This window comes from Streptococcus saliviloxodontae (genome assembly GCF_016908655.1).
Taxonomy (GTDB): domain Bacteria; phylum Bacillota; class Bacilli; order Lactobacillales; family Streptococcaceae; genus Streptococcus; species Streptococcus saliviloxodontae.
Genome location: NZ_JAFBEI010000008.1, coordinates 46829 through 58473 on the forward strand (window position 1 = coordinate 46829; position 11645 = coordinate 58473).

Genomic DNA, 11645 nt, shown 5'->3' on the forward strand with positions numbered 1-11645 from the left:
AATTGAAATGATTCAACAAGAAACTCGCTTGAAAGTTGCTGATAATAGCGGTGCTCGTGAGATCTTGACTATCAAAGTTCTTGGTGGTTCAGGACGTAAATTCGCTAACATCGGTGACGTAATCGTTGCTTCAGTTAAACAAGCTACACCAGGTGGAGCTGTTAAAAAAGGTGATGTTGTGAAAGCTGTTATCGTTCGTACAAAAACTGGTGCTCGCCGTCCAGACGGTTCATACATCAAATTTGACGACAACGCTGCAGTAATCATCCGTGACGATAAAACTCCTCGCGGAACTCGTATCTTCGGTCCAGTTGCACGTGAATTGCGTGAAGGTGGTTACATGAAGATCGTTTCACTTGCACCAGAAGTACTTTAATCAAATACACAAACTAAGTCCCCTAGCTAGTCTAGGGTGCCCATTTGGGCGTAAGAAATTTATAGGAGAAAAACTCACATGTTTGTAAAAAAAGGCGACAAAGTTCGCGTTATTGCTGGTAAGGACAAAGGCGTTGAAGCTGTAGTTCTTAAGGCTCTTCCAAAAGTAAACAAAGTTGTTGTTGAAGGTGTTGCTATCATCAAAAAACACCAACGTCCAAATACAGAAAACCCTCAAGGTGCTATCGTAGAAAAAGAAGCACCAATCCATGCATCAAACGTTCAAGTTCTTGACAAGAACGGTGTTGCAGGACGTGTTGGTTACAAAGTTGTAGACGGCAAAAAAGTTCGTTACAACAAAAAATCAGGCGAAGTGCTTGATTAATCACGAAGGAAAGGAGAAAGTATAAATGGCTAACCGCTTAAAAGAAAAATACACTAACGAAGTAATTCCTGCTTTGACTGAAAAATTTAACTATTCTTCAGTTATGGCTGTGCCAAAAGTTGAGAAAATCGTTCTTAACATGGGTGTTGGTGAGGCTGTAAATAACGCTAAAACTCTTGAAAAAGCTGCTGCTGAATTAGCACTTATTTCAGGTCAAAAACCATTGATTACTAAAGCTAAGAAATCAATCGCCGGCTTCCGTCTTCGTGAAGGTGTAGCGATCGGTGCTAAAGTTACCCTTCGTGGTGAACGTATGTACGAATTCTTGGATAAATTGGTATCAGTATCACTTCCACGTGTTCGTGACTTCCACGGTGTCCCAACAAAATCATTTGACGGACGTGGTAACTACACTCTTGGTGTTAAAGAACAACTTATCTTCCCAGAAATCAACTTTGATGATGTTGATAAAGTACGTGGTATGGATATCGTTATCGTAACTACTGCTAACACTGACGAAGAAGGTCGTGAATTGCTTAAAGGCCTTGGTATGCCTTTTGCAAAATAATCTAGGAGGTAAATAAATTGGCTAAAAAATCAATGATTGCTAAGAACAAACGCCCAGCGAAGTTCTCTACGCAAGCTTACACACGTTGCGAAAAATGTGGACGTCCACACTCAGTTTACCGCAAATTTAAACTTTGCCGTGTTTGCTTCCGTGAATTGGCATACAAAGGACAAATCCCAGGTGTTACTAAAGCTTCTTGGTAAGCTTTGTACCCTATAATTAACTAGCAAGTGAAAACTTCAAACTACTAGTAAGAGGAGAAATAAAAAATGGTTATGACTGACCCAATTGCAGACTTTTTGACACGTATTCGTAACGCTAACCAGGCTAAACATGAAGTTCTTGAAGTGCCTGCATCAAACATTAAAAAAGGGATTGCTGAAATCCTTAAACGTGAAGGTTTTGTGAAAAACATCGAAGTTATCGAAGATGACAAACAAGGCATCATCCGTGTATTCCTTAAATATGGTCAAAACGGTGAACGTGTTATCACTAACTTGAAACGTGTTTCAAAACCAGGTCTTCGTGTTTACTCAAAACGTGAAGATATTCCTAAAGTTCTTAACGGGCTTGGAATTGCAATCATTTCTACATCAGAAGGTCTTTTGACAGATAAAGAAGCTCGCCAAAAGAACGTTGGTGGAGAAGTTGTTGCTTACGTTTGGTAATTTGAACTGATAAAACGCAACAAGGATTAATAGAGTAGGAAGTTGTTTCAGTGTGATTACATAACTAAAGCAATTTACCTTTTCTATAGGTTTGTAGTGTGTTCAAATTGACGCATTTGATCAAAAGCGTACTTCACTCATTACCTCAGATTAGAGTCTTTGTGTTATGAGTGCCCCGTGAAAACTCGTCGCTTAGAGCGGCTTGATAATCTAACAGGAGAAAATAATACTATGTCACGTATTGGTAATAAAGTAATTACATTGCCTGCTGGTGTTGAAATTCTTAACAATGACAATGTTGTTACTGTTAAAGGACCAAAAGGCGAACTCACTCGTGAGTTTAACAAAAACATTGAAATCAAAGTTGAAGGAACTGAAGTTACTCTTCACCGTCCAAACGACTCAAAAGAAATGAAAACTATCCACGGTACTTCACGTGCAAACTTGAACAACATGGTAGTTGGTGTTTCTGAAGGTTTCAAAAAAGAACTTGAAATGCGCGGGGTTGGTTACCGTGCTCAACTTCAAGGAACTAAACTTGTTCTTTCAGTTGGTAAATCTCACCAAGATGAAGTGGAAGCTCCAGAAGGAATCACTTTCACAGTAGCAAATCCAACTTCAATCACTGTTGAAGGTATCAACAAAGAAGTAGTTGGACAAACTGCTGCATTCATCCGTAGCCTTCGTTCACCAGAACCATATAAAGGTAAAGGTATTCGTTACGTTGGTGAATTTGTACGCCGTAAAGAAGGTAAAACAGGTAAATAATAGTTTGGTTCAGTTTTTGTATGACTTACATGCGAAGCTGAAGCATTCTAACTATTTACACTTGTCTTTGGACAAAACATAATATTTTAAGAGGTGAAAATTGTGATTTCAAAACCAGATAAAAATAAAATCCGCCAAAAACGCCACCGTCGCGTTCGCGGTAAACTCTCTGGAACTGCTGATCGCCCACGTTTGAACGTTTTCCGTTCTAATACAGGCATCTACGCTCAAGTAATTGATGACGTAGCGGGTGTAACGCTCGCAAGTGCATCAACTCTTGATAAAGAAGTTTCTAAAGGAACTAAAACAGAACAAGCCGTTGTTGTCGGTAAACTTGTTGCTGAACGCGCAGTAGCTAAAGGTATTTCTGAAGTGGTGTTTGACCGCGGTGGATATCTCTATCACGGACGTGTTAAAGCTTTGGCTGACTCAGCTCGTGAAAACGGATTGAAATTCTAATAGGGAGGACACTTAATAATGGCATTTAAAGATAATGCAGTTGAACTTGAAGAACGCGTAGTTGCTATTAACCGCGTTACAAAAGTTGTTAAAGGTGGACGTCGTCTTCGCTTTGCTGCTCTTGTAGTTGTTGGTGACCGTAACGGTCGCGTTGGTTTTGGTACAGGTAAAGCTCAAGAAGTACCAGAAGCTATTCGTAAAGCAGTTGACGATGCTAAGAAAAACTTGATCGAAGTTCCTATGGTTGGAACAACAATTCCTCACGAAGTTCGTTCAGAATTTGGTGGAGCGAAAGTATTGTTGAAACCAGCTGTTGAAGGGGCTGGAGTTGCCGCTGGTGGTGCAGTTCGTGCCGTCATCGAATTGGCAGGTGTTGCAGATGTTACATCTAAATCACTTGGATCAAACACTCCAATCAACATCGTTCGTGCTACAGTTGAAGGTTTGAAACAACTTAAACGTGCAGAAGAAGTTGCTGCTCTTCGTGGCATCTCAGTTTCTGACTTGGCATAAGAAAGGAGATACTCATGGCTCAAATTAAAGTTACTTTGACTAAGTCTCCAATCGGACGCAAACCAGAACAACGTAAAACAGTTGTTGCCCTTGGACTTGGTAAATTGAACTCTTCAGTTGTTAAAGAAGACAACGCAGCTATCCGTGGAATGGTTAACGCTATCTCTCACTTGGTAACTGTTGAAGAAGTTAAATAAGTAAATATTACTTATAAATATATGATTAAGTCGCAGAGTATTCTTTGCGACTTAATCTGAAATTTGTGTATAGGCGAGTTTCTATGGGGAGTCCTTTCCCCTCGTAGAGGCGCTAGCATTTTACAAAAAAGGAGAAAATAAATGAAACTTCATGAACTAAAACCTGCAGAAGGTTCTCGTAAAACTCGTAACCGTGTAGGTCGTGGTACATCATCAGGTAACGGTAAAACTTCTGGACGTGGTCAAAAAGGTCAAAAAGCTCGTTCAGGCGGCGGTGTTCGTCTTGGATTTGAGGGTGGACAAACACCATTGTTCCGTCGTCTTCCAAAACGTGGATTTACTAACATCAACGCTAAAGAATACGCTCTTGTTAACCTTGATCAATTGAACATCTTTGAAGATGGTACAGAAGTAACACCAGTTGTTCTTAAAGAAGCAGGTATCGTTCGTGCTGAAAAATCAGGTGTTAAAATTCTTGGTAACGGCGAATTGACTAAAAAATTGACTGTTAAAGCAGCTAAATTCTCAAAATCTGCTGAAGCAGCAATTACTGCTAAAGGTGGTTCAATCGAAGTCATCTAAGGAACGCGAGGTAACTCAATATGTTCTTTAAAATTTTAAAAGATGCCTTGAAGATCAAAAATGTTAGAAGTAAAATATTATTTACGATTTTTATCATTTTTGTCTTTCGTTTAGGAACACATGTTACTATTCCGGGTATCAATGCACAAAGTCTAGAACAGTTAAGTGAACTTCCCTTTTTGAATTTGTTGAACCTGGTTTCAGGTAGCGCCATTTCTAACTTCTCAGTCTTCTCATTAGGGGTTAGCCCTTATATTACAGCTTCTATCGTAGTCCAGTTATTACAAATGGACATCTTACCGAAGTTTGTTGAATGGGGAAAACAAGGGGAAGTTGGTCGTCGAAAACTTAATCAGGCTACTCGCTATATTTCACTCGTATTAGCTTTTATCCAGTCGCTTAGTATTACTGCTGGTTTCAACTCGTTATCTAGTTTATCACTAGTAGCAACACCTAATTGGCAAACCTACCTCATGATTGGTTGTATTTTAACAACTGGTAGTATGGTTGTCACTTGGCTGGGCGAGCAGATTTCTGATAAAGGATTCGGTAATGGTGTTTCAATGATTATCTTTTCAGGTATTATTGCTTCAATCCCGAAAACAATTAGTTCCATCTATGAAGATTATTTTGTCAATGTGCGCTCAGGCGACATGATGACATCATTAATTTATGTTGGTATTTTAGTGATAGCAACTTTGCTTATCATTTTCTTCACAACATTTGTTCAACAGGCTGAATATAAAATCCCTATCCAATACACAAAATTGGCACAGGGAGCTCCAACTAGTTCATATCTTCCGTTAAAAGTTAATCCAGCTGGTGTTATTCCCGTTATCTTTGCAAGTTCTATCACTGCAGCACCAAGCTCAATTATTACCTTTTTACAAAGTAATCACCATAATATTTCATGGTTAAACACACTGCAAGGAATTTTTACCTATACAACTCCGACAGGAATGTTGATTTATGGTTTATTGATTATCCTTTTCTCATTCTTCTACACTTTTGTTCAAGTTAACCCAGAAAAAACAGCGGAAAACTTACAAAAAAATTCATCTTACATTCCGAGTGTAAGACCAGGTAGAGAAACAGAAGAGTACATGTCAAGTCTCCTTAAAAAATTGGCGACTGTCGGTTCAGTATTCCTTGCTTTTATCGCTCTAATGCCAATTGTAGCACAGCAAGTATTCCATTTATCAAATGCAGTTGCCTTTGGAGGGACTAGCCTTCTTATCCTAATTTCTACAGGAATTGAGGGAATGAAACAATTAGAAGGTTACTTATTGAAGAAAAAATATGTTGGTTTTATGAATACAAAATAGAAAACAGGTTGACACTGTCAACCTTCTATTTTGTTTTCAAATAAGTCCATAGTCAGTTTATGGACTTATTTGAAAACAAAATAAGGAGATTGTAAGATGAATCTTTTAATTATGGGCTTACCTGGTGCTGGTAAAGGTACTCAAGCTTCAAAAATTGTAGATGCATTTGGTGTTGCTCATATTTCCACAGGAGATATGTTCCGTGCTGCCATGGCAAATCAAACGGAAATGGGTACATTAGCAAAGAGCTTTATTGATAAAGGTGAACTCGTTCCAGATGAAGTTACAAATGGAATTGTTAAGGAACGCCTTGCTGAAAACGATATCGCAGAAAAAGGTTTTCTTTTAGACGGCTATCCACGTACTATCGAACAAGCATTTGCGCTTGATCAAACTCTTTCTGATTTGGGGATTGAACTTGATGGTGTCATCAATATTGAAGTTGATCCATCTTGTCTGTTGGAACGCCTGAGTGGTCGTATCATTCATCGTGAGACAGGAGAAACATTCCACAAAGTCTTTAATCCACCTGTTGGAGATTACAATGAAGATGATTACTATCAACGTGAAGACGACAAACCTGAGACTGTAAAACGCCGTTTGGATGTTAATATTGCTCAAGGTGAACCAATCATCAATCATTATCGTGAAAAAGGATTGGTTTTTGATATTGAAGGAAATCAAGATATCAACGATGTATTTGAAGATGTTAAGAAAGTGATTTCATCACTGAATAATTAAATTTTCATACTTGCACACTAGACTGAGTCATGATATAATGATTTAGTCTGACTTATAATTGTTACCCCTGTATTCAGGGGAAATCAAATCGAAATTTAGGGGGTACTTTTGCGTGGCAAAAGAAGACGTGATTGAAATTGAAGGTAAAGTTGTTGAGACGATGCCTAATGCAATGTTTACTGTGGAATTGGAAAATGGACACCAAATTCTTGCAACTGTATCAGGAAAAATCCGTAAAAACTACATCCGTATTTTGGTAGGTGATCGTGTTACTGTTGAAATGAGTCCTTACGATTTGACACGTGGACGTATCACATACCGCTTTAAATAATCGAAATAATTGGAGGGATTAGAACATGAAGGTAAGACCATCGGTTAAACCAATTTGCGAATACTGCAAAGTTATTCGTCGTAACGGTCGTGTTATGGTTATTTGTCCAACAAATCCAAAACACAAACAACGTCAAGGATAATAGAAAGGAGAAAAAATGGCTCGTATTGCTGGAGTTGACATTCCAAATGATAAACGTGTAGTAATTTCACTTACTTATGTATACGGTATCGGTCTTGCAACATCTAAAAAAATCTTGGCAGCAGCTGGTATCTCAGAAGATATCCGTGTTAAAGATTTGACATCAGATCAAGAAGACGCAATCCGTCGTGAAGTTGATTCAATCAAAGTAGAAGGTGACCTTCGTCGTGAAGTGAACTTGAACATCAAACGTTTGATGGAAATTGGTTCATATCGTGGAATCCGTCACCGTCGTGGACTTCCTGTCCGTGGACAAAACACTAAAAATAATGCTCGCACTCGTAAAGGTAAAGCTGTTGCGATTGCAGGTAAGAAGAAATAATTTAAAATAAAATAGGAGGTAAAAGAAATTGGCTAAACCAACACGTAAACGTCGTGTGAAAAAGAATATCGAATCTGGTATTGCTCACATTCACGCTACATTCAATAACACTATTGTTATGATTACAGATGTGCATGGTAATGCTGTAGCTTGGTCATCTGCTGGTGCACTTGGTTTCAAAGGTTCACGTAAATCTACACCATTTGCTGCCCAAATGGCTTCAGAAGCTGCTGCGAAATCTGCACAAGAACATGGTCTTAAAACAGTTGAAGTAACTGTTAAAGGTCCTGGTTCAGGTCGTGAGTCTGCTATCCGTGCTCTTGCTGCTGCTGGTCTTGAAGTAACTGCAATCCGTGATGTAACTCCTGTACCGCATAATGGTGCTCGTCCTCCAAAACGTCGTCGTGTGTAATCATAATTTCACTAATACACAAGATTCGTTTCGAGGGAGTAAATAAATGATTGAGTTTGAAAAACCAATAATAACAAAAATTGATGAAAATAAAGATTATGGCAAGTTTGTTATCGAACCACTAGAACGTGGTTATGGTACAACTTTGGGTAATTCACTTCGTCGTGTGCTTTTATCATCACTTCCTGGTGCTGCTGTAACATCGATTAAAATTGATGGGGTATTACACGAATTTGACACTGTGCCTGGTGTCCGAGAAGATGTGATGCAAATTATCCTAAATATTAAAGGGCTTGCTGTAAAATCTTACGTCGAAGACGAAAAAATCATTGAACTTGATGTTGAAGGTCCTGCTGAAGTAACTGCAGGGGATATTTTGACTGACAGTGATATCGAAATTGTTAACCCTGATCATTATCTCTTTACAATCTCAGAAGGTTCTACGTTGAAGGCTACTATGACAGTTGCTAAAAACCGTGGTTATGTACCAGCTGATGAAAATAAAAAAGATGATGCACCAGTAGGGACATTGGCAGTAGATTCAATCTATACGCCAGTTAAAAAGGTTAATTATCAAGTTGAACCTGCTCGTGTGGGTAGTAACGATGGCTTTGATAAATTGACTGTAGAAATTATGACAAACGGTACAATCATTCCTGAAGATGCTCTTGGCTTGTCTGCTCGTGTTCTTATCGAGCACCTAAATCTCTTTACGGACCTTACAGAAGTTGCTAAAACAACAGAAGTAATGAAAGAAACTGAGAAAGTTAATGATGACAAGGTTCTTGATCGCACTATTGAGGAACTTGATTTGTCTGTTCGTTCATATAACTGCTTGAAGCGTGCAGGTATTAATACTGTACATGATCTAGCAGAAAAAACTGAGCCTGAAATGATGAAAGTTCGCAACCTTGGACGTAAGAGTCTTGAGGAAGTTAAACTTAAGCTTGCAGACCTTGGGCTTGGTTTGAAAAATGATAAATAAAATAATATAGGAGGACAAAATGGCTTACCGTAAACTAGGACGCACTAGCTCTCAACGTAAAGCGATGCTTCGTGATTTGACAACAGATCTTCTTATCAACGAATCAATCGTGACAACAGAAGCACGTGCTAAAGAAATCCGTAAAACAGTTGAAAAAATGATTACACTTGGTAAACGTGGTGATTTGCACGCTCGTCGTCAAGCTGCTGCATTTGTACGTAATGAAATTGCTTCTGAAAACTATGATGAAGCAACTGACAAGTATACTTCAACTACTGCACTTCAAAAACTTTTTGGAGAAATTGCACCTCGTTATGCAGAACGTAACGGAGGATACACTCGTATTCTTAAAACTGAACCACGTCGTGGTGATGCTGCACCGATGGCAATCATCGAATTAGTTTAATTTTTATCAATTTTGTTGAGTGTTATGATGATGGAGGGAAACCTCTTAGTCTAGCTCTGGTCTACCGCTGAGGATTCCCTCGGCGGGAACACTCATCATAGAATAGAGAACAAGCGACGCTTGTTTACGAAAAGGATTTATAGGTTTCTATAAATCTCTTTCGTAAGCAGGCGTTTTTTTGGCTCTTCGTCAACTGTAGTGGGTTGACTTATAATCAGCAGCGAGAGAGAATCAGATTGGTTCTCTCTTTTTGCATGTTCAAAGCGATGAGAATCCGTTTTTTGAAGTTTTTAAAGTTCCTGAAACCAAAAGCGTTACGCTTAATAACCTTGATGAGATTGTTAGTCGCTTCCAGCTTGGCGTTGGAATAAGGGAGCTTCATTGCATTGATGATCTTGTCCTGGTCTTTGAGGAAGGTTGAAAAAACAGTCTTGAAGATAGGATTAACCTCCTTGATAGTATCCGAAATGAGGCCAAAGAAGTGATCCACTTGCTTTTCTTGAAAATGAAAGAGAAGACATTGGTAGAGTTCATAGTGCTGCTTCAGCTGGTCAGATAAGAGGACTAAAATAGCTCAGTGGATTATTTTAGTAATGACAAAAGTAGTTACAATTCATTGTATACTACTCGTGGTGCTAGTTAATCTCAAAATATAATAAAAAGCCCGAAAGGACTATACTGTAAGTGACGAAACATACAGGAGGTTAGTCCAAATGCGCCACTTACAGTATACTGCTAAATCCCATCATTTACAATGGAATATGAAACAATTATCTCAAATTTGTTCAAAGCTTTACCATGATTACTGCCCTGATTCTCTCAAACATCGTCGTAATCGTAAGTTATCCAAAGTGTCCGATGAGTCACTACTAGTTTTACTTCTTTTACAGGATGAGCTAGGCATTAAATCGCAACGTCATTTCTATCGCATCTGCCAACTATTTCCTTGTGAACGATTGTTAGAGCGGAGTAGCTTTGATCGACGAGCAAGACAATTGATTCGTCAAGAATTGAACAATCAAATTTCTCAGGATACGATTGCCATTATGGATAGTTTTCCTTTACCACTTTGCCAGCCTGTTCGTAATCACAGAGCTAAGATTTTTAATGGCATCGCAGATATTGGCTATAATGCTTCGAAGTACCTATGGTTTTACGGCTTTAAAGTCCATATGCTGGTCACTCTGTCGGGGTATATCCTGAATTATGTTGTAACACCTGCTTCTGTTCATGATATTAGAGTAGTGGATGATTTACTAGAAAATTGCCGGTAACCCTTTATTTTAGCTGATTTAGGTTATCTTATCCGACAACTTAAAGAACAGTTAAAGCAGAAAGGCTATCATCTTTGGACACCTCTGCGTCAGAATATGGCTGGAGCTAAGCAACATAATCATTGGCACTTGATGGCTATGAGACGAACTATTGAAACCCGATTTTCAGAGCTTTGTGCCCTTTTTGATATAGAACACACACTAGCTAGAGGTTTAACAGGACTCCATTTGAGAATTGAACAAATTATACTTGCTTATAATCTAAGATATTTTGAGATTAACTAGCACTAGGGGGTTGTATACTTAATGGAAGTACAAACATTATATGTTTACACAACGAAATATCGCAGTAAAGAGATATATCACAAGGTTTGGATGGATTTGATAGATATTGTTCATCGTTTTTGCCAATAAAAAATGAGGAGAGTTTAGAGGGTGATATGATGCTAGTTTAAGTTCAAAACCTCCTTCTTATCTGATCAAAAGAGCAATTTATAATTTCATAGGATATTTGACAGGTAGACTAAGACGATATAACCTTAATATGAAGCTCTATTTTAGAAGGTGGATCAGAACGGGAACAAAGTCATTTGTGACAGATATTTGGCTAATCATTAAGCCAGACTTGAATAATGTTTAACAAGCATCACTAGAGGCCTTGTAGGAGTCTTGTTTTCACAGGTAATTAGTAACATAATATTAAGTGAGACCTTAGGTCTCCTAGATGTCTAACTAGTTTTAAATGATATTGTAAAAAGCTCGTAGGCACATTTAGTTTATAAAATTGATATTTTTTTGAAAAAGTAATAAAAAGTAGTTGACAGCGAGGTAAAAGATTTGCTATACTAATGAAGTTCTGTTGAGAGTACCAGAAAAAAGTCATCAGAAGTAGTTGACAAGAACTACTAGAGATGATATACTGAATAGGTTGTCTCATAGGAGCACAAGCTTAGAAAAAACTTTTAAAAAACTTCAAAAAAGTAGTTGACAAAGTTAATTAAGTTTGATAGAATATAATAGTTGTCTCGAGAGAGAAACAAGACCTTTGAAAACTGAACAAGAAACCAAGTGCAGGGTTATGATTAGATAATTATGACCTGTCAATTTACAAAAATGAATCGTCAGAAGACGTA

Annotated in this window: 18 protein-coding genes and 2 pseudogenes; 19 read left to right on the forward strand and 1 reads right to left on the reverse strand. The window is 38.1% G+C overall.

The window, feature by feature from the left end; all coding sequences use genetic code 11:
- The first annotated feature begins 7 nt into the window (after positions 1-7).
- From rplN to rplQ, 18 genes are all read left to right on the forward strand, one after another.
- Positions 8-376 carry a 50S ribosomal protein L14 gene (gene rplN / locus JOC31_RS02795; RefSeq protein WP_000615920.1) on the forward strand — a complete coding sequence of 123 codons (369 nt, stop codon included), beginning with the start codon at positions 8-10 and terminating at the stop codon, positions 374-376.
- Positions 377-454: 78 nt separating this feature from the next.
- Positions 455-760 (forward strand): 50S ribosomal protein L24, encoded by a 306-nt coding sequence (gene rplX, locus JOC31_RS02800; RefSeq protein ID WP_205016676.1) that lies wholly within the window; start codon positions 455-457, stop codon positions 758-760.
- A gap of 25 nt (positions 761-785) precedes the next feature.
- A complete protein-coding gene (gene rplE / locus JOC31_RS02805) occupies positions 786-1328 on the forward strand; it encodes a 50S ribosomal protein L5 (protein ID WP_205016677.1) in 543 nt (180 codons plus the stop codon).
- A gap of 17 nt (positions 1329-1345) precedes the next feature.
- Positions 1346-1531 (forward strand): type Z 30S ribosomal protein S14, encoded by a 186-nt coding sequence (locus JOC31_RS02810; protein WP_001085697.1) that lies wholly within the window; start codon positions 1346-1348, stop codon positions 1529-1531.
- A 66-nt stretch (positions 1532-1597) separates the two neighbouring features.
- Positions 1598-1996 (forward strand): 30S ribosomal protein S8, encoded by a 399-nt coding sequence (rpsH, locus tag JOC31_RS02815; RefSeq protein WP_205016678.1) that lies wholly within the window; start codon positions 1598-1600, stop codon positions 1994-1996.
- Between the two features lie 231 nt (positions 1997-2227).
- Positions 2228-2764 carry a 50S ribosomal protein L6 gene (gene rplF / locus JOC31_RS02820; RefSeq protein ID WP_205016679.1) on the forward strand — a complete coding sequence of 179 codons (537 nt, stop codon included), beginning with the start codon at positions 2228-2230 and terminating at the stop codon, positions 2762-2764.
- Positions 2765-2866: 102 nt separating this feature from the next.
- On the forward strand, positions 2867-3223 hold the full coding sequence (rplR, locus tag JOC31_RS02825) for a 50S ribosomal protein L18 (protein WP_003001342.1): 357 nt from the start codon (positions 2867-2869) through the stop codon (positions 3221-3223).
- Between the two features lie 18 nt (positions 3224-3241).
- Positions 3242-3736 carry a 30S ribosomal protein S5 gene (gene rpsE, locus JOC31_RS02830; RefSeq protein ID WP_205010081.1) on the forward strand — a complete coding sequence of 165 codons (495 nt, stop codon included), beginning with the start codon at positions 3242-3244 and terminating at the stop codon, positions 3734-3736.
- A 14-nt stretch (positions 3737-3750) separates the two neighbouring features.
- Complete coding sequence (gene rpmD, locus JOC31_RS02835; protein WP_205016680.1) at positions 3751-3933, forward strand: 50S ribosomal protein L30; 183 nt, start codon at positions 3751-3753, stop codon at positions 3931-3933.
- Positions 3934-4074: 141 nt separating this feature from the next.
- On the forward strand, positions 4075-4515 hold the full coding sequence (gene rplO / locus JOC31_RS02840) for a 50S ribosomal protein L15 (RefSeq protein ID WP_205016681.1): 441 nt from the start codon (positions 4075-4077) through the stop codon (positions 4513-4515).
- 20 nt (positions 4516-4535) lie between these two features.
- A complete protein-coding gene (gene secY, locus JOC31_RS02845; RefSeq protein ID WP_205016682.1) occupies positions 4536-5840 on the forward strand; it encodes a preprotein translocase subunit SecY in 1305 nt (434 codons plus the stop codon).
- Between the two features lie 96 nt (positions 5841-5936).
- A complete protein-coding gene (locus tag JOC31_RS02850; protein WP_205016683.1) occupies positions 5937-6581 on the forward strand; it encodes an adenylate kinase in 645 nt (214 codons plus the stop codon).
- Positions 6582-6693: 112 nt separating this feature from the next.
- A complete protein-coding gene (gene infA / locus JOC31_RS02855) occupies positions 6694-6912 on the forward strand; it encodes a translation initiation factor IF-1 (protein ID WP_001040189.1) in 219 nt (72 codons plus the stop codon).
- A 25-nt stretch (positions 6913-6937) separates the two neighbouring features.
- Positions 6938-7054: a 50S ribosomal protein L36 gene (gene rpmJ / locus JOC31_RS02860; RefSeq protein WP_000868345.1), complete on the forward strand. Its 117-nt coding sequence runs from the start codon at positions 6938-6940 to the stop codon at positions 7052-7054.
- 15 nt (positions 7055-7069) lie between these two features.
- Positions 7070-7435 carry a 30S ribosomal protein S13 gene (gene rpsM / locus JOC31_RS02865; protein WP_027972207.1) on the forward strand — a complete coding sequence of 122 codons (366 nt, stop codon included), beginning with the start codon at positions 7070-7072 and terminating at the stop codon, positions 7433-7435.
- 28 nt (positions 7436-7463) lie between these two features.
- The gene (gene rpsK, locus JOC31_RS02870) at positions 7464-7847 is read left to right on the forward strand and encodes a 30S ribosomal protein S11 (protein ID WP_002887520.1); all 384 of its coding nucleotides are present in this window, start codon (positions 7464-7466) and stop codon (positions 7845-7847) included.
- 46 nt (positions 7848-7893) lie between these two features.
- On the forward strand, positions 7894-8832 hold the full coding sequence (locus JOC31_RS02875; protein ID WP_205016684.1) for a DNA-directed RNA polymerase subunit alpha: 939 nt from the start codon (positions 7894-7896) through the stop codon (positions 8830-8832).
- A 19-nt stretch (positions 8833-8851) separates the two neighbouring features.
- Positions 8852-9238, forward strand: coding sequence for a 50S ribosomal protein L17 (gene rplQ, locus JOC31_RS02880; protein WP_205016685.1), 387 nt, complete (start codon positions 8852-8854; stop codon positions 9236-9238).
- A gap of 214 nt (positions 9239-9452) precedes the next feature.
- On the opposite strand, the pseudogene JOC31_RS02885 reads toward rplQ, so the two are convergent.
- Positions 9453-9794 (reverse strand): annotated as a pseudogene (locus JOC31_RS02885) (transposase); the annotation flags it as partial.
- A gap of 157 nt (positions 9795-9951) precedes the next feature.
- Here JOC31_RS02885 and JOC31_RS02890 point away from each other — a divergent pair.
- Positions 9952-10797 (forward strand): annotated as a pseudogene (locus tag JOC31_RS02890) (IS982 family transposase).
- The last annotated feature ends 848 nt before the right edge of the window (positions 10798-11645 follow it).

Bases quoted from the DNA above. Each gene is read 5' to 3' on its own strand.
- rpmD (WP_205016680.1), top strand. From the start codon at position 3,751: ATGGCTCAAATTAAAGTTACTTTGACTAAGTCTCCAATCGGACGCAAA.
- rpsH (WP_205016678.1), top strand. From the start codon at position 1,598: ATGGTTATGACTGACCCAATTGCAGACTTTTTGACACGTATTCGTAAC.
- rpsM (WP_027972207.1), top strand. From the start codon at position 7,070: ATGGCTCGTATTGCTGGAGTTGACATTCCAAATGATAAACGTGTAGTA.
- rpsE (WP_205010081.1), top strand. From the start codon at position 3,242: ATGGCATTTAAAGATAATGCAGTTGAACTTGAAGAACGCGTAGTTGCT.
- secY (WP_205016682.1), top strand. From the start codon at position 4,536: ATGTTCTTTAAAATTTTAAAAGATGCCTTGAAGATCAAAAATGTTAGA.
- JOC31_RS02875 (WP_205016684.1), top strand. From the start codon at position 7,894: ATGATTGAGTTTGAAAAACCAATAATAACAAAAATTGATGAAAATAAA.
- rplO (WP_205016681.1), top strand. From the start codon at position 4,075: ATGAAACTTCATGAACTAAAACCTGCAGAAGGTTCTCGTAAAACTCGT.
- rplQ (WP_205016685.1), top strand. From the start codon at position 8,852: ATGGCTTACCGTAAACTAGGACGCACTAGCTCTCAACGTAAAGCGATG.
- rplF (WP_205016679.1), top strand. From the start codon at position 2,228: ATGTCACGTATTGGTAATAAAGTAATTACATTGCCTGCTGGTGTTGAA.
- JOC31_RS02850 (WP_205016683.1), top strand. From the start codon at position 5,937: ATGAATCTTTTAATTATGGGCTTACCTGGTGCTGGTAAAGGTACTCAA.
- rplX (WP_205016676.1), top strand. From the start codon at position 455: ATGTTTGTAAAAAAAGGCGACAAAGTTCGCGTTATTGCTGGTAAGGAC.
- rplN (WP_000615920.1), top strand. From the start codon at position 8: ATGATTCAACAAGAAACTCGCTTGAAAGTTGCTGATAATAGCGGTGCT.
- rplE (WP_205016677.1), top strand. From the start codon at position 786: ATGGCTAACCGCTTAAAAGAAAAATACACTAACGAAGTAATTCCTGCT.
- rpmJ (WP_000868345.1), top strand. From the start codon at position 6,938: ATGAAGGTAAGACCATCGGTTAAACCAATTTGCGAATACTGCAAAGTT.